This is a genomic window from Virgibacillus halotolerans, assembly GCF_016908515.1.
GTDB classification, from domain to species: Bacteria; Bacillota; Bacilli; order Bacillales; family Amphibacillaceae; genus Virgibacillus_M; species Virgibacillus_M halotolerans.
Map to the genome: position 1 here is coordinate 200,089 of NZ_JAFBEA010000001.1, position 22,442 is coordinate 222,530.

20 protein-coding genes, 1 other RNA gene, 1 pseudogene and 2 other annotated features are annotated in these 22,442 nt (G+C 39.4%); of the genes and pseudogenes, 20 read left to right on the top strand and 2 right to left on the bottom strand.

Annotated elements, in window-relative coordinates:
- The first annotated feature begins 27 nt into the window (after positions 1-27).
- The 4 genes from JOC34_RS01005 to ssrS all read left to right on the top strand — a co-directional run bounded on the left by JOC34_RS01005 (position 28) and on the right by ssrS (position 3,908).
- Positions 28-201 (top strand): hypothetical protein, encoded by a 174-nt coding sequence (locus JOC34_RS01005; RefSeq protein WP_205134848.1) that lies wholly within the window; start codon positions 28-30, stop codon positions 199-201.
- Between the two features lie 88 nt (positions 202-289).
- Positions 290-509, top strand: a binding site (T-box leader).
- Between the two features lie 66 nt (positions 510-575).
- Positions 576-1,865 (top strand): histidine--tRNA ligase, encoded by a 1,290-nt coding sequence (gene hisS, locus JOC34_RS01010; RefSeq protein WP_205134849.1) that lies wholly within the window; start codon positions 576-578, stop codon positions 1,863-1,865.
- Positions 1,858-3,627: an aspartate--tRNA ligase gene (aspS, locus tag JOC34_RS01015; RefSeq protein ID WP_205134850.1), complete on the top strand. Its 1,770-nt coding sequence runs from the start codon at positions 1,858-1,860 to the stop codon at positions 3,625-3,627. The genes hisS and aspS overlap by 8 nt, the downstream gene beginning before the upstream one ends.
- 92 nt (positions 3,628-3,719) lie before the next feature.
- Positions 3,720-3,908, top strand: a non-coding RNA gene (ssrS, locus tag JOC34_RS01020) — 6S RNA.
- Positions 3,909-3,968: 60 nt separating this feature from the next.
- Here ssrS and JOC34_RS01025 read toward each other — a convergent pair.
- Complete coding sequence (locus JOC34_RS01025; protein ID WP_205134851.1) at positions 3,969-4,634, bottom strand: RsfA family transcriptional regulator; 666 nt, start codon at positions 4,632-4,634, stop codon at positions 3,969-3,971.
- A gap of 97 nt (positions 4,635-4,731) precedes the next feature.
- Positions 4,732-6,009, bottom strand: coding sequence for a replication-associated recombination protein A (locus JOC34_RS01030; protein ID WP_205134852.1), 1,278 nt, complete (start codon positions 6,007-6,009; stop codon positions 4,732-4,734).
- 156 nt (positions 6,010-6,165) lie between these two features.
- On the opposite strand from JOC34_RS01030, the gene cymR reads away from it, so the two are divergent.
- The 16 genes and pseudogenes from cymR (at position 6,166) to JOC34_RS01110 (ending at position 22,438) form a co-directional block, all read left to right on the top strand.
- A complete protein-coding gene (cymR, locus tag JOC34_RS01035; RefSeq protein WP_205134853.1) occupies positions 6,166-6,588 on the top strand; it encodes a cysteine metabolism transcriptional regulator CymR in 423 nt (140 codons plus the stop codon).
- 30 nt (positions 6,589-6,618) lie between these two features.
- Complete coding sequence (locus JOC34_RS01040) at positions 6,619-7,761, top strand: cysteine desulfurase family protein (RefSeq protein ID WP_205135897.1); 1,143 nt, start codon at positions 6,619-6,621, stop codon at positions 7,759-7,761.
- A gap of 17 nt (positions 7,762-7,778) precedes the next feature.
- The gene (mnmA, locus tag JOC34_RS01045; protein ID WP_205134854.1) at positions 7,779-8,891 is read left to right on the top strand and encodes a tRNA 2-thiouridine(34) synthase MnmA; all 1,113 of its coding nucleotides are present in this window, start codon (positions 7,779-7,781) and stop codon (positions 8,889-8,891) included.
- A gap of 23 nt (positions 8,892-8,914) precedes the next feature.
- Positions 8,915-9,580 (top strand): tetratricopeptide repeat protein, encoded by a 666-nt coding sequence (locus tag JOC34_RS01050; RefSeq protein ID WP_205134855.1) that lies wholly within the window; start codon positions 8,915-8,917, stop codon positions 9,578-9,580.
- Positions 9,581-9,603: 23 nt separating this feature from the next.
- Positions 9,604-11,916, top strand: a complete 2,313-nt coding sequence (recD2, locus tag JOC34_RS01055) for an SF1B family DNA helicase RecD2 (RefSeq protein WP_205134856.1) — start codon at positions 9,604-9,606, stop codon at positions 11,914-11,916.
- A 100-nt stretch (positions 11,917-12,016) separates the two neighbouring features.
- The gene (locus tag JOC34_RS01060) at positions 12,017-12,208 is read left to right on the top strand and encodes a hypothetical protein (RefSeq protein ID WP_205134857.1); all 192 of its coding nucleotides are present in this window, start codon (positions 12,017-12,019) and stop codon (positions 12,206-12,208) included.
- Between the two features lie 58 nt (positions 12,209-12,266).
- Positions 12,267-13,334, top strand: a complete 1,068-nt coding sequence (locus tag JOC34_RS01065; RefSeq protein ID WP_205134858.1) for an AI-2E family transporter — start codon at positions 12,267-12,269, stop codon at positions 13,332-13,334.
- A 52-nt stretch (positions 13,335-13,386) separates the two neighbouring features.
- Positions 13,387-13,602 (top strand) — a binding site (T-box leader).
- Between the two features lie 250 nt (positions 13,603-13,852).
- The gene (gene alaS, locus JOC34_RS01070) at positions 13,853-16,495 is read left to right on the top strand and encodes an alanine--tRNA ligase (protein WP_205134859.1); all 2,643 of its coding nucleotides are present in this window, start codon (positions 13,853-13,855) and stop codon (positions 16,493-16,495) included.
- A gap of 181 nt (positions 16,496-16,676) precedes the next feature.
- Positions 16,677-16,943, top strand: coding sequence for an IreB family regulatory phosphoprotein (locus JOC34_RS01075; protein WP_205134860.1), 267 nt, complete (start codon positions 16,677-16,679; stop codon positions 16,941-16,943).
- Entirely contained in the window at positions 16,944-17,357 is a 414-nt protein-coding gene (ruvX, locus tag JOC34_RS01080) for a Holliday junction resolvase RuvX (RefSeq protein WP_205134861.1), read from the top strand.
- Positions 17,358-17,370: 13 nt separating this feature from the next.
- Positions 17,371-17,655 (top strand): DUF1292 domain-containing protein, encoded by a 285-nt coding sequence (locus JOC34_RS01085; protein ID WP_205134862.1) that lies wholly within the window; start codon positions 17,371-17,373, stop codon positions 17,653-17,655.
- Between the two features lie 303 nt (positions 17,656-17,958).
- Positions 17,959-19,077, top strand: coding sequence for an endolytic transglycosylase MltG (gene mltG / locus JOC34_RS01090; RefSeq protein WP_205134863.1), 1,119 nt, complete (start codon positions 17,959-17,961; stop codon positions 19,075-19,077).
- A 92-nt stretch (positions 19,078-19,169) separates the two neighbouring features.
- Complete coding sequence (locus JOC34_RS01095) at positions 19,170-19,808, top strand: O-methyltransferase (protein WP_205134864.1); 639 nt, start codon at positions 19,170-19,172, stop codon at positions 19,806-19,808.
- 20 nt (positions 19,809-19,828) lie between these two features.
- The gene (gene udk, locus JOC34_RS01100) at positions 19,829-20,482 is read left to right on the top strand and encodes a uridine kinase (protein WP_205134865.1); all 654 of its coding nucleotides are present in this window, start codon (positions 19,829-19,831) and stop codon (positions 20,480-20,482) included.
- Between the two features lie 114 nt (positions 20,483-20,596).
- Positions 20,597-21,073 carry a transcription elongation factor GreA gene (greA, locus tag JOC34_RS01105; protein ID WP_205134866.1) on the top strand — a complete coding sequence of 159 codons (477 nt, stop codon included), beginning with the start codon at positions 20,597-20,599 and terminating at the stop codon, positions 21,071-21,073.
- A 122-nt stretch (positions 21,074-21,195) separates the two neighbouring features.
- Positions 21,196-22,438, top strand: a pseudogene (locus JOC34_RS01110) (IS256 family transposase).
- Positions 22,439-22,442 lie beyond the last annotated feature (4 nt).

Consider the following 22,442-nt stretch of genomic DNA (forward strand, 5'->3'; position numbering starts at 1 on the left):
GCTAAGGAGCATAGGGAGGGTTTTGACATGCGATTACATGAAAACCAATGGAATACTTCTCATAATAAAGAAATCTTCGGTGTGAACTTACATCGATTTATGGAAATAGAAGCGGATTATAATCATATGGAAATTGCACAGGAACTGGGAATAACACTTGGAGAAGTAAGGATGTTGAAGAAGAAAATGAATCGTGCTTGACATTCAACCGTGTAAAGATTAAGATAATAATCATTCAAATGAATTTAAATAATCACTTATGATGAACACGAAGATAAACATAAATAATGAAAAACCGTTGAAGGAAAAAGTAATTGGATACCAACCGAAAAGAGAGAAAATGTCATTGGCTGAGAGCATTTTCGCGGGATGGTCTAATGAAAGACATTCCCGAGGATCTATATCGAATCAAGTAGATATGGACGTCTTGCAGGCGTTAACTGTGAAGAGCGGATGTATTTGATATACATCAATCAGGGTGGCAACGCGGGTAAACTCTCGTCCCTTATTTATTTAGGGGACGGGGGTTTTTTATGTTTTCTTAAATAGTAAAATTAAAACAGGGGGTATTTCGGATGAAGTTGAAAGCACCAAGAGGTACGGTTGATATTTTACCGGAACAAGCAAGAAAATGGCAGTTTGTGGAAGAGCAAATTAAAAATGTGTGCAATAGGTTCCATTTTGAGGAAATTCGGACACCGTTATTCGAACATACCGAAGTATTCCAACGTGGAGTTGGTGATTCAACAGATATCGTGCAAAAGGAAATGTATACGTTTGATGACCGGGGTGGCAGAAGCTTAACATTACGCCCTGAAGGAACGGCTTCCGTTGTACGCGCATTTGTAGAAAATAAGTTGTTCGGTAATCCCAATCAACCGGTTAAATTATATTATTTTGCACAGATGTTCCGGTACGAACGTCCGCAAAAAGGAAGAATGCGCCAATTAAATCAATTTGGTGTGGAAGTCATGGGAAGTGCTGACCCGGCTGTTGATGCAGAAGTTATTGACCTGGCGATGACCATTTATAAAAAACTAGGCTTAAAATCATTGAAGTTAGTGATTAATTCATTAGGTGACAACGAAAGTAGAGCAAGTCACAGACAAGCACTTGTCGATCACTTTACACCGGTTAAAGATGAATTATGTCACGACTGCCAAACACGGTTAACACAGAATCCGTTACGCATACTAGACTGTAAAACGGATAAAGATCATCCGGCAATGAAGACCGCGCCATCCATTTTAGATTATTTAAATGAAGCATCCAAAGCATACTTTGACCAGGTGCAGGATTATTTAACCATGATGGACATTGATTATGTAGTAGATAAAAATCTTGTTCGAGGACTTGATTATTATAATCATACTGCCTTTGAGATTATGAGCGAAGCAGAAGGATTTGGTGCCATTACAACCCTAACTGGTGGTGGCAGATATAACGGGCTTGCGGAAGAATTAGGAGGACCAGACACCCCAGGAATCGGCTTTGGCATGGGACTCGAGCGCCTAATCATGGCACTGGAAGCAGAGAACGTTGAAATGCCGATTGATAGGCAGCTGGATTGCTATCTTGTTGCAGTTGGAGAAGATGCAAGTAAAGAAGCGGTACGACTTGTCCACGAATTACGAATGAACGGTATCCAAATCGATAAAGATTACCAGGAGCGTAAAATGAAAGGTCAATTTAAGGCAGCTGATCGGTTGAATGCGAAATACGTACTGATATTAGGTGAAGACGAACTGGAGAAACAAGTGGTTAATGTAAAAGAGATGGCAACAGGTGAACAAGCGGAAATTCCAATAACAAGTTTAATGGAAAACATGCAAGAAAAGCTTCTGGGAGGAAATGAACATGCATAAGCGAATAATGGCAGGAACATTAGGAGAAAAAGACATCAATGAGCAAGTATTATTAAAAGGCTGGGTGCAAATACGCCGTGATTTGGGCGGGTTAATCTTTATTGATTTCCGTGATAAATCAGGCATTGTGCAAGTTGTATTTAACCCCGATTTTTCAAAACAAGCATTGGAAATTGCTGAAACGGTAAGAACAGAATATGTGATTGAAGTACAGGGGAAAGTAGTCCTTAGGGATGAATCAACAGTCAACAAAGCAATGAAAACTGGTAAAATTGAAGTGCTTGCTTCCGAGATTGTCGTATTGAATAAATCGAAAACACCACCATTTGCTATTAAAGATGAGACAGATGTAGCGGAGGATTTACGTTTGAAATACCGCTACATGGATTTGCGCAGAAGCAGTTTACAAGAAACATTTAAAATGCGTCATCAAACAACCCAGGCTGTCAGAAACTTTCTAAATGATGATGGCTTTATGGAAATGGAAACACCAATTTTAACAAAAAGTACGCCAGAAGGGGCACGTGATTATTTGGTCCCAAGCCGAGTGCATGCAGGTGAATTTTATGCATTGCCACAATCACCACAGCTGTTTAAACAGTTGATAATGATGGGTGGATTTGAAAAATATTATCAGATTGCCCGTTGCTTCCGTGATGAAGATTTACGCGCCGACCGTCAACCGGAATTTACGCAAATTGATATTGAAACCTCCTTCATGACAAGTGATGAAATCATGGAAATGACGGAACAAATGATGAAGCAAGTAATGAAACAAGTAAAAGGTATCGATATGGTATTACCTTTGCAACGTATGCCATATGATGAAGCAATGGCCCGCTTTGGTTCCGATAAACCGGATACCAGATTTGGTCTGGAGCTAATCGATGTGTCTGAGACATTGGCACAGTCATCCTTTAAAGTGTTCCAGGGAGCGATTGAAGCTGGTGGCAAGGTTTGTCTATTAAATGTAAAGGGGCAAGCAACAGCATTTTCCCGTAAAGACATTGATAAGTTAACAGATAATGTAAAGGTATATGGTGCAAAAGGGTTAGCATGGCTGAAGTTCGATGGAGCTGAATTAACTGGTCCAATCGCCAAATTCTTATCTGACAACGAAAAAGCGGACTTGATCACACATGCTGCTGCCAGTGATGGAGACTTATTATTATTCGTCGCTGACAAAACATCCGTCGTTTATGATAGTTTAGGAGCGCTTCGCCTGAAATTAGGTAAACAGTTAGAACTGATTGACGAATCGAAATTTAACTTTCTCTGGGTGACCGATTGGCCGTTACTTGAATATGATGAGGAATCCGGCAGGTACTTTGCTGCCCATCATCCATTTACCTCTCCGATTGAGTCAGACTATGATAAATTAGAAACGGACCCAGCGAGTGTTCGTGCCAATGCCTATGACCTCGTGTTAAATGGTTATGAATTAGGTGGCGGATCGATCAGAAACTACCAACGGGATATGCAGGATAAGATGTTTAAAGTACTTGGATTCAGTGAAGAAGAAGCACAATCGCAATTCGGCTTCTTGCTTGAAGCGTTGGAGTATGGGGCACCACCACATGGTGGAGTGGCATTAGGGTTAGACAGAATTATCATGTTGTTAGCCGGAAGAAGTAACTTGCGGGATACGATCCTATTTCCAAAGACCGCTTCAGCATCTGATTTATTAACAGACGCGCCAAACGAAGTAAGTGACGCACAATTGGACGAGTTAGCAATTCAAGTCAACAAAAAAGCAGATTGATAATGGAAAAAATCATCAAAAACAGCTGCGCTAATATTGAAAAAAGTTAGTTGCTGTGTTATTATAATTGCAGGAACAAATTAATAAGACGATAAATCCTGATGTGTTCGTCTATCCAATACGTTTTGACCGAACAACTGATTACTTGGGAGCCTGAATGGTTTCTATGATGCGTGCATGCCCTTTATTTATATCGGGAAGCACAATAATTTCATAGAGCGGGGCACCCACCTGCCTGGAGCGGGATCAAAACTAAATTAGACGGCACGATCGGGATTTATTGTATACATAAGGAAAGGGACGCGATCATTCACTGAGGTGAGTATCGCGTCCCTTTTGATTTAATTCGAACCGTGAGCGAATTGCTCCAGATTACCGTTTTTATCCATGCGGAAGGTCGGTGCAGCAACGGATCCTTGATCATCAAGCACGGTCATTTTTCTTGCCCGTTCCATAATTTGGATAAATGACTGGTAATCATTTTGAATGGTTGTCAATTGTGTTTCTGTTTGTTTTAATAGTTTTTCCAGATTGTTTACTTGTTCTTTTAAGCTGTCATTTTCAGATTGTACCAGTTCCAACGACTCTTTTGATTGATTTGAAGCATGATAGTCTTTTTTGACTTCTTTTAAATAACGTATTACAGCATCCATTGTCAATGTAGGTTCTTCCTCTTCGATAACGAGTGCTGATTCATTGTCTTGGTTACCTTGTGTGTCTTCAATAGCTGGTAATGTAATAACTGGCTTTCTTGTGTTTATCGTTGACACCATGGCACGTTTCTTTTCTTTTCGCTGTCTTTTTGCAAGATCAATAGCATGATCATATTTCATTCTAACTTCAGCATTCCAGCGGAAACCGCACGCAGCTGATGTCCGGTTTAATTGATCACCGACTTCATCAAATGCATTTAATTGTGTACTACCTTCTCTAATATGGCGTAGGACGGTCTCTGCCAATAGCAGATCATCCTCATGTGACCATGCATCCTGTCTAACTTTCACCATGTTTGTTCATCTCCTTTTTTCAATAACAACATACACTAGACTTTGTATTTTATATTTATTGTTGCCATTGAAATGGGAAATTATACATGCTGGTCTATCAATTTTTTCTATCTTTTTGTATTTTCTCATAGACCTGCTTTAATGCTTGTTCAAATTTAGCTGAGTTTTTCGGATTGTAATAGTGTTTATTTTTTATAGAATCAGGTAAGTATTGCTGATCTACCCATCCACCATCGTAGTTGTGTGGATATTTATAATCGATTCCTCGGCCTAGCTTTTGTGCTCCCTGATAGTGAGAATCTTTTAAATGCGCTGGGATTTCTCCACTTTTACCGCTACGAATATCTGCCAGTGCTCCATCGAGTGCTTTATAGGCAGTATTTGATTTAGGTGATAGACTTAACTCAACAATCGCCACACTAAGTGGAATGCGAGCCTCTGGGAATCCAAGTCGTTCAGCGGCTTGTACAGCAGCAACCGCACGCGGACCTGCTTGTGGATTAGCCAGTCCAATATCTTCATATGCAATTACAATCATGCGTCTCGCAATACTGTCCATATCTCCAGCTTCAATTAGTCTGCCTAAATAGTGAAGGGCGGCATCGACGTCACTTCCGCGGATAGACTTCTGAAAAGCGGATAACACATCATAATGGGCATCCCCACCTTTATCATGGGAAAAACTCTTCTTTTGCATGCATTCCTCGGCAGTTGGTAGGTCAATCACAATTTGGTTATTATCATTTTCAGGAGTGGAGGACACCGCCAGTTCCAATCCATTCAGAGCTGAGCGCATATCACCGTTTGCGCTATTTGCAAAGTGATCGCAAGCCTCGTCAGACATCACAATGTCGAGCTCCCCGTAACCATTTGTGTGGTCATCAATCGCTCGTTTGATCGCTGTTTTTACATTGTCAGCGGTTAATGGATGGAGCTCAAACAAGTGACACCGGCTGCGAATCGCTGGATTGATGGAATGATAGGGATTACTTGTTGTACAGCCAATCAATGTTAAGAGATTGCTCTCCAGGTGGGGGAGCAAGAAGTCCTGTTTGGCTTTATCCAATCGATGTACTTCATCTAAAATTAATACAACCTGTCCCATCATTTTGGCTTCTTCAACGACAATTTCCATATCTTTCTTTTTATCTGTGACAGCATTGAGCATTTTTACACGTTTACCAAGACTTTTCGCCAATGCGACTGCCATGGATGTCTTCCCGGTTCCCGGAGGACCAAATAAGATCATCGATGCGAGACGCTCCGCCTGTACCATCCTATTTAAAATTTTGTTCGGGCCAACAAGATGCTCCTGACCAATAATATCTTCAATGTGCGCTGGTCTCATTCTTAATGCAAGTGGTTGTTGTTTCATATATATAACGTCCTTTATAAATAATAGTTTCTTCATGAAATAACTTATCAGTTCTGGTAAAATGCAAGATAGGTGCGTTTCATGCTATAATATCATATATTAATCAAATACAAGTAGTAATCACAAATGAACGTAATGAAAATAGAGGTGTGTGTATTGAAGATATCAACTAAGGGAAAATATGGTCTAACCATCATGATCGCATTGGCAAAGAAGCACGGGGAAGGACCGACCTCCCTGAAATCAATCGCTCGTGATCATGATTTATCAGAGCATTATTTGGAACAATTAGCGTCCCCGCTAAGAAATGCCGGATTGATTAAAAGTATCCGGGGCGCCTATGGGGGATATGTATTGGCAAAAGAACCAGAGGACATTACATCTGGTGACATTATAAGAGTATTGGAAGGCCCGATTACACCAGTGGAGGGCATTGAGGATGAAGCACCAGCAAAGCAGGCATTATGGATGCGCGTTCGAGACGCAGTAAAAGATGTACTGGATACAACGACACTGGATTATTTATCCCACTATGAAGATGATGATGATCCAAAAGAAGCTTACATGTTTTATATTTAAGCCAGTTTTGATTAGGAAGGAAAGTTAATGATGGAACAAATTTATTTAGATCATGCTGCAACAACACCGATGGGTAAAGCAGTAATCGATGCGATGTATCCGGTATATACAGAGATATTCGGTAACCCGTCCAGTGTGCATTCATTCGGCAGAAAAGCAAGACAGCAGCTGGATGGAGCAAGACGGGTAATGGCGAAAAGCATTCACGCGAATGAAAAGGAAATTATCTTTACGAGTGGTGGGACGGAAGCAGACAATCTCGCATTGATTGGCACTGCCTATGGTAATCGCGAAAAGGGCAACCACATTATCACTACCGTACAAGAACATCATGCAACACTCCATACTGCAGAAATGTTGGAAAAACAGGGATTTGATGTAACCTATTTGCCGGTGTATGAAGATGGGAAAATTAAAATAGCTGATCTGAAGGAAGCATTAACCGATGCAACCATTCTCGTTTCCATCATGTATGTTAATAATGAAACAGGTGTAATCCAGCCGATTGAAGAGATTGGCCAACTTCTCGCAGACCATCAGGCCTATTTCCACACGGATGCGGTACAAGCATTTGGTTTGTTATCCATCGATGTAAAAGAAATGGGCATAGATATGCTGACCGCCTCTGCTCATAAAGTAAATGGACCAAAAGGAATTGGTTTCCTCTATGCGGATGAAACGATTCCGTTACAAGCACTGCAATTTGGCGGGGAACAGGAACGAAAACGGCGACCAGGAACAGAAAATGTTGTGGGAGCGGCAGGTTTTCAAAAAGCGGTAGAGCTGGTGATGGAAGATAAACAACAGCGAAGCGTGCGCTACCAGGAATATAAGGAATTATTTATGCAAGCATTACAGGAAAATGATGTAGTGTTCTATGTGAATGGGGATCTTGATTCAACGATTCCATCGATTGTAAATCTAAGCTTTCCAGGTACAAACGTGGAAACACTGCTCACGAATTTTGACTTGGATGGCATTGCAGCTTCCAGTGGAAGTGCATGTACAGCGGGATCAGTTGAACCATCTCATGTTCTAGCAGCCATGTTTGGTACAAATAATGCCTGCACAACGAATTCGATTCGGTTTAGCTTTGGGGCATACAATACAACGGAAAATACAAAAGAAGCAGCAAAACGCGTTGCGAAAATCGTAAAACGATTAACAGCTTAAAAAGGATTGTGAGCAAAATGAAAGATAATAAAGATATACGTGTAGTCGTAGGCATGAGTGGTGGAGTTGATTCATCTGTTGCAGCATTATTATTGAAGGAACAAGGCTATGATGTGGTCGGCATTTTCATGAAAAACTGGGATGATACAGATGAATTTGGCGTATGTACGGCAACAGAAGATTATGATGATGTAATCCGAGTCTGCAATCAGCTAGACATCCCTTATTATGCGGTGAACTTTGAAAAACAGTACTGGGATAAAGTTTTCACCTACTTTTTGGATGAATACAAATCCGGAAGAACACCAAATCCAGATGTTATGTGTAATAAAGAAATCAAATTTAAAGCGTTTCTTGATCACGCCATCTCCCTTGGTGCGGATTATTTAGCAACGGGACATTATGCGCAAGTCAGGAAAACGAATGGTCATTATGAAATGCTACGCGGTGCAGATGATAATAAGGATCAAACTTATTTCCTTAACCAATTGACTGAGGATGTACTGGCAAAAGTCATGTTTCCATTAGGAGATTTACCGAAACCAAAAGTAAGAGAGATTGCTAAGGAACATGGATTGGTTACAGCGGACAAGAAAGATAGCACAGGCATTTGTTTCATTGGTGAGCGTAATTTCAAGCAATTCTTAAGTGAGTATTTGCCTGCACAGTCCGGTGAAATGCAAACCTTAGAAGGCACGGTGAAAGGTCGTCATGATGGATTAATGTATTACACGATTGGCCAACGTCAAGGGCTTGGTATCGGTGGATCAGGCGACCCATGGTTTGTCGTCGGTAAAAATTTACAAGCTAACATCCTTTATGTAGAACAAGGCTACAGCAACGATAAATTGTATTCCGACAGACTGATCGCGACAGACGTCAATTGGATTAATCCAGACTTAGTACAGGAAACATTCACATGTACAGCCAAATTCCGCTATCGTCAAGCAGACAGTCCTGTTACAGTAACTGTACTGGAAAATGGCCATGTAGATGTTGTATTTGCAGAAAGCACGCGCGCCATCACACCAGGTCAGGCAGTTGTTTTTTATGATGGTGACGTTTGTTTAGGCGGCGGTACCATTGATGAAGTATTTAAAGATGATCATTATCTTGATTATGTAGGTTAATATTTTAGGGAGTGTTTTTTAGCGTGGATAAGAATACACAAGCGATCCATTATATGCAGGAAAATAAATATGAAGAAGCGGCAGCGCTTTTCACGGAAATCATCGAGGAAAACCCGCAAGATCCGGTTGGCTATATTAATTTCGGTAATCTGTTATTACACATGAATGATTATGAACGTGCACAAGCTTTTTTCGATGAAGCAATCAAACATGATCCTGCCGCACCAACCGCATATTATGGTCTTGGAAATCTATATTTTGAGCAATCACAATACGTCAAAGCCCAGGAAAGCTTCCAAAAAGCAATTGAATTAGGACTTGAAGAAGCAGATGTTTATTATATGCTCGGATTAACATTGCAAGACCAGGAGCAATATAAACTGGCTATCCCTTATTTTCTTCGTGCCTCTGAATTAAACGTAGATGATGAGGAAGTGCTTTTTCAATATGGTCTTTCACTGGCGCAAAGCGATTATATTGCAGAAGCGGAACCTGTGTTTAAAGAAGTATTAAAAAAGAATGTGGATCATAGTGATGCCCATTATAATTTGGGCGTCATTTCTCTTTTTCATGATCAGCTTATGGAAGCATTACATCATTTTGATGAAGCACTACGCATTCAGCCGGACCATCTATTAGCAGCAAACGGCAAGAAAAATGCGGAATCCTTAATCAAGGAAGACGAATAGTAATAGATTTGGGGTTGGTTTGCATGGAAACAAAAGCGCATGCTGATGAAGTACAAGGGTATGTGAAGGGAGAACTTCTGTATACGATCTTTCATAACGAAACAGAGCATTTTTCAATAGCGAAAATTAAAATACACGAGACAAATGAAGATTATAAAGAAAAAGAAATTGTTGCTAAGGGCTACTTTTCCAACCTGCAGGAACAAACAACCTACACTTTCTATGGGGTATTCGAGAAGCATGCCAAATTCGGACTACAGTATAAAGTCAGCTCCTATCAAACCTTCATTCCCGAGACAAGTGACGGGCTGATTGCCTACTTGTCCAGTGATTTATTTTATGGTGTCGGTGAAAAAACCGCTACCCGGATTGTCAATGCACTTGGCGAGAGCGCGATTGAAAAGATCCTGAACGATTCCAAAGTGTTAACCACTATTCCAGGAATAAAAAAAGAAACCGCGGAAAAGCTGGCAACAACGCTTCAGGAAAATCAAGGTTTTGAACATATCGTTGTCTATTTATCGGGACATGGGATCGGCCTAAAAATGGCACAGAAAATATATCAGGAATATAAAGATAATGCTATCGATGTCTTAGAGGAAGATCCCTATCAATATGTGTTTGATATTGAAGGATTTGGATTCCAGACCGCCGATCAAATTGCCAGACAAAACGGATTATCCATGTCACACCCAAACCGAATTGGTGCAGGGTGTATTTATGTCATGCAAAGAAGTGTCAAAGACGGAAACGTTTATTTACCCGTTGCGGTCTGTGTCGAACGGGTGCTGGACTTGTTATCGAACAACGAAGTTTCTGAAACCATCATAACGGAACGATTAGAGGAACTAAATACGGCAAAAACAATTATCCTGCAAAATGATAAAGTGTATTTACCATCGCTTTACTATGCTGAGGACGGATTTGTTTCCCAATTACAACGTTTGATCAAAAAGCCGATCGAGCATGAAACACCATTAGCTGAATTGATGAAAATCATTGGGGATATTGAGGAAGAAGAAGTGTTGAGCTATGGTAAAGAACAGTTTAATGCGATTGATCAGGCATTGCATGGAAAAGTAATGATCGTAACAGGTGGACCTGGAACAGGGAAAACGACGGTAATTAAGGGTATTCTCAATGCCTATGCAACCATTCATGGGGTGTCCTTACAGCCAAAAGATTACGATAACCAAGCAGATTTTCCGTTTATCCTCACAGCTCCAACTGGGCGTGCCGCAAAAAGATTAAATGAATCCACTGATTTGCCGGCTGTGACGATCCATAGGTTACTGGGATGGGACGGGCATAATGGCTTTGAGAAAAATGAACACGAACAGCTGGCAGGTAAATTTTTGATAGTGGATGAGTTTTCAATGGTTGATATTTGGCTTGCTAATCAGCTGTTTAAGGCGATTCCTGATGACATGCAAGTATTAATTGTCGGTGATGAGGATCAATTGCCGTCTGTCGGTCCCGGCCAAGTCTTATCCGATCTGCTTGGAAGTGGATTAATTCCATTTGTAAGCCTAAATGAGGTATATCGGCAAAAAGAAGGTTCAAAGATTATTCAAATTGCCCATGAGATAAAAAATGATACATTTTCGACACTACAAAATGCCAAGGACTTCAGCTTTATTCCGTGTCACGAACACCATATGTTGGATGCAATCACAACCATATTTAAAAAAGCAATTGAAAAAGGGATTGACCCAAGGGATATGCAGGTGCTTGCCCCCATGTATCGATCACAGGCCGGAATAACCATGATTAATCAACAACTACAACAATTAATCAACCCAAAAACCAACCAAAAACGGGAAGTGAAAGGAAAAGATGTGGTTTTTCGGGTAGGGGATAAAGTGATTCAACTTGTTAATCAGCCCGAGGATGGTGTTTATAACGGCGATATTGGTGAGGTTGTCGCTATATTTACAGAAGATGAAAATGTGGAGAACGTCGAACAACTCGTCATTTTGTATGAAGACAAAGAAGTCGCTTATGAACGTAAGGATTACATTAACATCATGCATGCTTATTGTATTTCGATTCATAAGTCGCAAGGTAGTGAATTTCCCATCGTTATTCTACCTGTATTATCTTCCTATAGACGCATGCTAAGAAAAAATCTGCTATATACAGCTATTACTAGAAGTAAGCAATCACTCATCATATGTGGAGAAGCGAACGCCTTTCTCCGCGGTGTGCGAACCGTTGATACAAATAATCGCTACACATCACTAAAGGAACAATTGATAACCAGAATAGAAAATGAATCTCTCCCAGTTAGTGAAGGGGAAACGGAAAAGGAAATTTCTCCATATGACTTTATGTAGTTACCATTTCCTATCCTTGCAAAAAACTAAAAATGTATATTTTATAAAAAAACGGGTTAGCATAACATCATAAAGAAGCTATTTGTGAGGAGACTTTATGATGATGCGATGCCCGAATTGCAATGGAAGGAATATTGGTAAGATTGGTCCCCAGCAATTTTATTGTTGGACATGTTATATCGAAATGGCCATTGTCAATAATGAATTAACGATTCATCAGGTTGAGGCTGATGGTTCATTAAGTTCATTAGATGATATCTTTACCGAAGATGAGCGAAGGATCGAATGGTAACCGCCCTCCACAATACAAATCACGATTCAATTTTGTATAGATGGGGGGAGGGTGCGCCATGTTTAAAAATAAAAAAGCCTTGGCTTTTTTATATTGGCTAATTATTGGTATTTTTGTTTTTTTATTCTTTTATTTACTCGTTAAATTGTTTCCATTATATAAAATTGTTTTTTCGTTTTTGTGGCATCTTTTCCTGCCGTTTTTGATTTCCTGTCTGATTGCCTATTTGCTTTATCCTGTGATCAAAAAAATCCACGAATTTCATATACCGAAAGGTCTGGCAATTCTGTTCGTTTATTTGCTGTTCTTTGGTGGGGCTGCCTATTTGTTTTACCGTGTATATCCTGCGATGGTTCATCAGTTATATGATCTCAATGAGCATTTACCACAATTTATTGCGACATACCAAGATTTAATCTATCGTCTATATGAATATACGTCATTTTTACCAGAAGCCGTTCATGATAAAATGGATCAGATCATAAACCAGGTAGAAAATTCGATGGATAATGTACTGACGAAATTGGTCGGCGGATTCACAAAAATATTTGACATGATTGTGATCATTACCGTTATTCCTGTTTTAGTATTTTACTATTTAAAGGATTATCATAAAATCAAATCTTTTTTTAAAAAGTTTATCCCACAGAAATATCGGGGACAGTCAAGCATTATGATTCACGCGATTGATGAAAGCCTAGGTAACTATATCCGTGGTCAATTGATTGTCTGTCTATTTGTCAGTTTAACAACGTTTCTCGTATTTTATTTCCTAAAAGTCAAATACGCACTGTTGTTAGCGATTATTATGGGTTTAACGAACATTATTCCTTATTTCGGACCGATTATTGGCGCTGTACCAGCAGTTGCGATCACTTTTATGACGTCAGGCAAGATGGTGATCTTTGTGCTGATCAGTATTTTTGTGATCCAGTTAATTGAAAGCAATTTACTATCACCGTATATCGTTGGAAAAAGCATTAACATTCACCCTGTCGCGATTATTTTTGCTTTGTTGCTTGGTGGGGAATTATTTGGGGTGATCGGAATGATTATTGCTGTTCCACTGTTGACGATATTAAAAGTAATCACCAATCATCTTCTATCTTTTAAGCGATATAATTGACATTACAGCAAAAGTTTTTTATACTATCGCTAAGTAAATACATAATATTAAACTTAAATCGTTGAAGGTTATAAGTACATGATGACCTGATTTTCAAGAGAGGGATTTTCAATTGGCTGGAAGAAATCCTAAATCTAATTCATGGAAAGCTAAACCCGAGTATGGTTAATCCCCATCGGTTTCACACCGTTAACATGACCAAGTGATGAACATTCATGGTAATTTGTTCATAAATAGGGTGGTACCGCGATATAATCTTGTCCCTGCGTTTCAGCAGCTGATGGGATTTTTTTATTAGTAAAGAAAGTATAAAATTTGAGGCGTAAGTAATGTTGTGACTAGGCAGGCCATGTCCAGCCCCAGCGCCCAGCAACTAGCAAACTTCACACTCCTCCACTACGATAAGTCAACATCGGCTCTTACCTCACCATGTTTCCTTTATCTCATTGCGGAGAGTTCCAGTTTGTACGTTGCTAAACGGGCACTTACGCTTTTCTTATTTGAAGGAGGAAAGTAATATGAAAAAGTTAACATCCGCACAAGTGCGACAGTTGTTTGTAGACTTTTTTAAAGAAAAAGGACATCGCGAGGAACCAAGTGCATCGCTGGTTCCCAAGGAAGACCCGACATTATTATGGATCAACAGTGGGGTAGCTACAATGAAGAAATATTTTGATGGGAGTATCGTACCCGACAATCCCCGACTGGTCAACGCACAAAAGGCGATTCGTACGAATGATATTGAAAATGTAGGTTATACAGCACGCCATCATACTTTTTTTGAAATGCTGGGCAACTTTTCGATTGGCGATTATTTTAAAAAAGAAGCTATCGCCTGGGCATGGGAATTCTTGACAAGCGAAAAATGGATTGGCTTTGATCCGGATCGATTGGCTGTAACTGTACACCCGGAAGACGATGAAGCATACGACCTTTGGTTAAATGATATTCAACTTCCAAAGGAAAGAATTATTCGTTTAGAAGAAAACTTTTGGGATATTGGGGAAGGTCCAAGCGGTCCAAATACAGAAATCTTCTATGATCGTGGAGAATCTTATGGAAATGATCCGAATGATCCCGAACTATATCCGGGTGGAGAAAATGATCGTTATCTGGAAATCTGGAACCTGGTATTTTCCCAGTTCAACCATAATCCGGACGACACGTACACACCCCTTCCGAAAAAGAATATTGATACAGGAATGGGACTGGAACGGATGATTTCTGTCATTCAGGACGTACCAACCAACTTCGAAACGGATTTATTTATGCCTATTATTCAAAAGACGGAAGCATTGGCAAATACAGCCTATGGTAAAAGTAAGGAAGGCGATACAGCATTCAAGGTAATTGCCGACCATATTCGTACCGTCAGTTTTGCGATTGGTGATGGTGCTGTACCATCCAATGAAGGGCGAGGCTATGTTCTGCGCAGATTATTAAGAAGAGCGATCCGATTTGCTAAGGAAATCGGGATTGAAAAACCGTTTATGTATGAGCTTGTTGATACGGTGGGTGATATCATGAAGGATCATTATCCGGAAGTATTGAAGCAGCAAGATTTCATTAAAAACATCGTGAAAACAGAAGAAATTCGATTCCATGAAACTTTAAATGATGGGCTAGAAATTTTAACGACGATCATGGAAAAAGAAAAGAAAAAAGGTAGTACACTATTTCCTGGTGTAGAAGTATTTCGTTTATATGACACATATGGATTCCCGAAAGAATTAACAGAGGAATATGTGCAACAGCAAGGATTTACTATTGATGAAGCAGGATTCACAGCAGAAATGGAGAAACAACGGGAGCGTGCAAGAAATGCAAGGCAAAAAGTAGATTCGATGAAGGTACAGAACCATATTCTTGGTGAAATAAACGTAGAAAGTGCTTTTGTAGGCTACGATCAATTAACCGTTGCTACGAACATTGCTGCCATGCTTGACGGAGAGGAAATGGTTGAAACCGTAGAAGCAGGAAGTGAGGTCTATCTCTTTTTAACAGAGACACCGTTCTACGCAGAAAGTGGTGGACAGGTCGCAGATCATGGCTGGATTTATACAGACCATGCATCAGCATACGTGGAAGATGTGCAAAAGTCGCCAAAAGGACAACACATGCATCGTGTAACAGTAAAGGAAGGAAAATTTAGCACTGGTGACCAAGTAAAAGCAAGTGTCGATAAAGCATTCCGAACAGCTGTTATTAAAAACCATACAGCAACCCATTTATTGCACCAGGCACTTAAAGATGTCCTCGGCACGCATGTTAATCAGGCCGGATCCCTGGTTACACCGGATCGATTGCGATTCGATTTCTCCCATTTTAGCGCGGTGAAGGATGACGAGTTAAAAGCCATTGAACAAATCGTCAATGAAAAGGTGTGGGAGGCCCTACCACTCGTAATCAACAATAAGAAAATTGCCGAAGCGAAAGAAATGGGGGCAATGGCGCTATTTGGGGAAAAGTATGGCGATATTGTCCGTGTAGTACAGGTGGGTGATTACAGTATCGAATTGTGTGGTGGCTGTCATGTACGGAACACTTCTGAAATCGGACTGTTTAAACTTGTTTCTGAAAGCGGCATTGGTGCCGGAACGCGTAGAATAGAAGCAGTTACGAGTAAGCACGCCTATGAATTTTTAAATGGAAAATTGCATATTCTGCATGAAGCTGCAAAGCTAATGAAAACCGGCGAAGAGAAGGTTCCGGAGCGAATCGATGGATTGTTTGCGGATATCAAAGCACTACAAAAAGAAAATGAATCATTAAATGCAAAATTATCCCACTTGGAAGCTTCATCTATATTAGAGCAAGTTGAGACAGTAGATGGTATTCCATTACTCGCACAAAAAGTAAACGTAAAAGATATGAACCAACTTAGGAACATGGTGGATGAGTTAAAGCAGAAGTTAGGTACAGGTGTTATTTTACTCGCTGCGGAAAATAATCAAAAGGTACAACTGGCTGCTGGTGTTTCGAAAGATTTAAATGCGCGCGGATTACATGCGGGTCATTTAATTAAACAAGCTGCTCAAGCATGTGGCGGTGGCGGTGGCGGACGCCCTGACATGGCACAGGCCGGTGGAAAAGATCCCGCGAAAATCGCCGATGCACTGCTTTTGGCGAAACAGTATATAGAAACAAATGTAGAAAACTAAGTTACTTGTATCTTATTAAGGGAAAAAGATATAATAAAAGTTGTAATCATGTTAGAATGTTGTATAAAGGTGAAAATTGCGTGTAAGAAAAACATTTCTAGTTTTAAAGTATAAGAAAAATTGGCCATTCGTCCGGTAAATCGGGTTGGATGGACAGTTATTCTAAGAACGAGGTGTCCCTATGAGTTCAATAGATAAAACGATGAAATTTAACTTTTCAGACGAGCCATTTGATCAGGATATTAAAGAGATTCTCTTTACGGTACACGGTGCATTAAAGGAAAAAGGATATAACCCGATCAACCAAATTGTCGGCTATTTGTTATCCGGTGATCCTGCATATATCCCGAGATATAAAGATGCCCGTAATCTCATTCGTAAAATAGAGCGGGACGAAGTGATTGAAGAATTGGTCAAATTTTATTTAGAACAGCAAAAGGAAAATTAAATGAAAATTATAGGTTTAGATGTTGGATCCAAAACGATCGGTGTTGCAGTAAGTGATGCATTTGGTTGGACTGCACAAGGATTAACAACAATTAATTGGAATGAATTGACGATTGACTCTGCAGATGCAGCATTAAAAGAAATTATAGCGGAGCATGAAATTGGGAAAGCTGTTATTGGCCTACCTAAAAATATGAATGGAACGATTGGTGAACGTGGAGAAGCTTCACAAAGATATGCAGCACATATCGAAGCGATCCACGATATCCCAACAGCATTATGGGATGAACGGCTTACAACCGTTGCAGCGGAACGCGTGTTGCTCGAAGCGGATATGAGTAGGAAGAAACGGAAAAAAGTAATTGATAAAATGGCAGCTGTCATGATATTGCAAGGTTACTTAGATCAAAAATAGAAGAGGTGAAAGCATGGCATTAGAAGAAAAAGAACGTATCATTATCCCGGATGAACACGGGGAGGAAAATTTATTCGAAGTCTTGTTTACATTTGATGTAGATGAGACCAATCAATCGTATCTCGCAGTGGTACCAGCTGAACAGACAGATGACGAAGAAGTGGAAGTTTACGCTTTCCGTTATGAGGAAAAAGGGAAAGAAGATGACTTGGCCCTTTTCCCAATCGATACAGATGAAGAATGGGAAATGGTTGAAGAAATGCTTCATACACTTGCAGATGAGGAAGAAGAATCATAGAACTGCAAGCATGTATAGTTAGGTTAGCTGATGTCTCTACAGACATCAGCTTTTCCTTTGGGGTAATCAAACTACAATAGTTTGATTGTAATTATTAGGACTACAAAATAAGCATGTCCAGTTTTATACATACATCCTGGAGGTCTTAAGACCATGATGGGTATCTTGTTTAAACTTGTCGGAAATGGTGAAGACGCTTGCGCTTTTCCTTATGAATCATGACGAATTATCGATTATTATTGAAAAACATGGATAATATTTTACTTTTTTAGTATAATATACCGGACGAGAGGGGGAGACTTTATGTCCAAGAAGAAAAAGAAAGAAACTTACAGGGACAACCTCAACGCTCGAAGCGAAGAAGCCAAGAAGGTTCGTAAAATAGTTGCTATTATTATTTTATCCTTAGTTGTTATCTTATTGATAGGTTGTATATTTGGTTACACGTACATTAAATCCGCCTTGAATCCTGTAGATCCAAATAGTACGGAAGAAATAACAGTTGATATACCAATCGGTTCCTCTTCCTCGACCATTGCTAAGCTTTTAGAAGAAAATGGGTTGATCAAAGATGCCCGTGTATTTCGTTTCTATACAAAGTTTAAAAATGAATCAAACTTCCAGGCAGGAGAATACACGTTTAAACCATCCATGACACTGAATGAATTCATTCAATCATTAAAGAGTGGGAAAGTGGTCGCAAAGCCTGTATATAAAGTTACAATACCTGAAGGAAAATCAATCGATGAAATAGCAGAGATATACGCAAAAGAGCTTCCTTTCAGTAAGAAAGAATTTTTGAAACAAGTAAATGATCCTGATTATATTAAGGAATTAATGGAAGAGTATCCTAAGATATTAACGAAGGATATACTGGATAAAGACATCCGAACCCCATTAGAAGGTTATTTATTTGCAGCAACCTATAACTTTTATGAAGAAGAACCATCTGTGAAATCCGTTGTCATGGAAATGATGGACAAAACGGAAGAAGTTCTATCCGATTATACAGAGGATATCGAGGAAAATGATTATTCAATTCATGAAATAGTCACCTTAGCTTCTTTGGTAGAGAAAGAGTCCGGTACAAAAGATCAACGAGAGCAAATTGCTGGCGTCTTTTATAATCGTTTAGATGAAGGAATGAAATTACAGACAGATCCCACGGTGCTATACGCATTAGGAGAGCATAAGGGAAAGGTCCTATCGAAAGATCTGAAAACGGACTCCCCGTATAATACGTACCAAGTCGATACATTGCCTGTTGGACCGATATCCAATTTTGCAGTATCCTCGTTGGATGCAGTGCTTCATCCGGAAGATTCGGATTATATTTATTTCCTACACGATGACAAAGGGAACATCTATTTTTCTGAAACCCATGAAGAACATCTAAAATATAAGAAAAAGTATATAAAGTAGAAGTGGAAGTGTGAATATAGTATTCACATTTCCTGTTTTTATACGGGTAGGAAAGTTCTATCCGTCAAGTTTTTGATAAAAGAGGGAATGATATGGAAGAATCGCTCACAGATTATTTAAGACACAGCTTGCCAGTGCAAAACAATTGGGTTAGTGAGCTTGAGCAGCAGGCAGCAATCGATCACGTGCCAATAATGGAGCCTGTCAGCATGCATTTTATGATGTTGCAGGTGAAATTAAAACAACCACAACGCATTCTGGAAATTGGCACAGCAATTGGTTATTCTGCATTAAGAATGCTGGAAGCACATCCGGATACAACGATCGTTACAATAGAAAGAGATGAACAGCGCTATCAGCAGGCTGTAACGAACATTAAGCATGCAGAGAAACAGGAGCAAATTAATCTCATGTATGGTGATGCAAAGGATATAATGAATGAACTGATAACCGATAAGGAAAAATTTGACCTTATTTTCATTGATGCAGCCAAAGGTCAGTATAAATATTTCTTTGAACTTGCACACCAATTGTTAACAAAGAATGGACTCATTATTTCTGATAATGTATTGTTCAGAGGGTATGTAGCTAACCCAGATACGACACCAAAGAAATATAAGAAAATGGTTGAGAAATTAATTGCTTATAACGAATTTCTCACCACACACCCTGATTTCATCACAACCATTGTACCGATCGGTGATGGTGTTGCGATAAGTCTTAAAAGGTAATTGAGAGGAGTATGACTAGCATGCAGGATAAACCAGTCGTGATTGGTGTAGCAGGTGGTAGTGGCAGCGGTAAAACTTCCGTCACCCGTTCCATATGCCAACGCTTTTCCGATAAAACGATCCTTGTCATTGAACAGGATTATTACTATAAAGATCAAAGTCATCTTCCTTTAGAAGAGCGGCTAAATACAAATTATGATCATCCATTAGCATTTGACAATGATTTATTAATCAATCATATACAAGAGCTAATGAATAATCATTCAATTGAAAAACCAGTCTACGATTACAAAATTCATACACGTTCAGAAGAAATCATTCCTGTAGAACCAAAAGAGGTTATCATTCTGGAAGGGATTCTTATATTAGAGGATCCAAGACTGGTCGATTTGATGGATATTAAAGTGTTTGTGGATACGGATGCAGATGTACGCATTATCCGCCGTTTATTAAGAGATATTAAGGAACGGGGAAGGACTTTGGATTCCGTTATTGACCAATATATCAACAATGTTCGTCCAATGCACCTGCAATTCGTTGAACCAACCAAGCGCTATGCAGATATCATTATTCCAGAAGGCGGCAAAAATCATGTAGCAATTGATATTATGGCAACCAAGATAGCGCATATTTTGTCTGAAAATAAAGCAAAACAATTACAAGAAAAGGATTGAAAATTTAAATAAAGTCTGCCATAGTAATGAATAGTATATAAACATCATAGTAATTAGAGCGAATTATTTTCCATCGCTCATTTTATATGTATAAGTGAAAAAGGAGTGTTTTAAATGGCAATAGAGAAAAGTTATTACATGACACAAGAGGGGAAAGAAAAATTAGAGGAAGAATTAAATTTCTTAAAAACGGATCGAAGAAAAGAAGTAGTTGAACGAATAAAAGTAGCAAGAGATTTCGGAGACCTATCTGAGAACTCTGAGTATGATGCAGCAAAAGATGAACAAGCATTTGTAGAATCAAGAATTGCTCAAGTAGAGAAAATGATTCGTAATGCTGTCATCATTGAAAATGATAATGAGAATCCTGATATCGTTAGCTTAGGTAAGTCAGTCACGTTTCAGGAGTTGCCTAATGGCGAAGAAGAGACATACATGATTGTAGGAAGTGCAGAAGCGGATCCATTTGAAGGAAAGATTTCGAATGACTCCCCAATGGCTAAAAGCTTAATCGGCCTGGAAAAAGGTGCAGAAGTTTCCGTAGCAACACCAGGCGGAGACATTCAAGTAAAAATTGTTAAAGTTGAATAGTAAAAAATAAAAGCAGGGGGGAGTGTAAACTGAACTGTGTAAGTGAGAGAGCGTACGGCTCTTACTTCGCAGTTCAGTTTTTTATTGTTAGAATAAAAATAATTCAAACGGGAGGTTATTCTATGGCTAAGTTAAAGCGGGATCCAAAATCAGTTGAATTAGCGAATAAGATTATTGAAGATTATCAACCTGAATCTGTTGAAGACATGCAGGACGCCTTGAAGGATATATTTGGTCCTATGTTTGAAGCGATGTTAAAAGGTGAAATGAGTCACCATCTGGGCTATGAATCTAATGATAAAGGGGAAAAAGAAACAGAAAACAGACGCAATGGATATGGAAAGAAAGCTATAAAAACGACTTCAGGTAAAGTGGACATTAAGATGCCACGAGATCGTGATGGATCCTTTAATTCGGAATTGATTCCGAAGCGTAAAAAAGACGTTTCTGCGATTGAGAGTAAAGTGATCTCCATGTATGCCCGTGGGATGTCGCAACGTGATATTTCATCGACTATTGAAGACATTTACGGTTTTTCGGTATCCCATAAAATGGTATCCGATATTACAGATCAAGTGCTTCCTGAACTGGAAGAATGGCAGACCAGACCGTTAAGTAACTGTTATGCATTTGTTTTCGTAGACTGCATGTATACAACCATTCGCAATCAGTATGAGGCGAAAAAATATGCGGTCTATACGATTCTTGGATACACAATAGAAGGTAATAAAGAAATACTTGGATTATGGTTAAATGAAACAGAAAGCAAGCATAAATGGATGCAGATTTTCGATGAGATCAAGGCAAGAGGCGTCGAAGATATCTTCTTTATATCCATGGATGGTGTGAGTGGTTTGGAAGAAGGAGCACGTGCTATTTTCCCTGACGTGATCGTTCAAAGATGTATGGTTCATTTGATTCGTAACTCCGTCAAATATATTCCAAGCAAGGATTATAAAACATTCACCAAGGCCTTAAAGAAGGTATATGGAGCACCAAGTCTGAAGGCTTGCCTAAGTAAGTGCCTTTGAATCCTTTCAACAACAATGGGCTGCCTATCCAGGAGCCATTGATGTATGGGTAAGGAACTTTAGTCATGTCGAGCAATTATACGATTATGGCAGCGCCATTCGCAAGATTATGTACACAACCAATGCGGTAGAAAGCATCCATTCCAGTTTTAGAAAAGTAACCAAAAAAGGAGCATTCCCCAACGAGAATGCTTTATTAAAAGTATTATATTTACGAGTAAAAGAACTCGAAACAAAATGGGAAGGTGGCCATATTCAAAACTGGGCAATGGTTATGAACCTGCTACTTCTCCATGAAAATTTAAAAGAGAGGGCTTTAGAATACATTGAATAAGTAT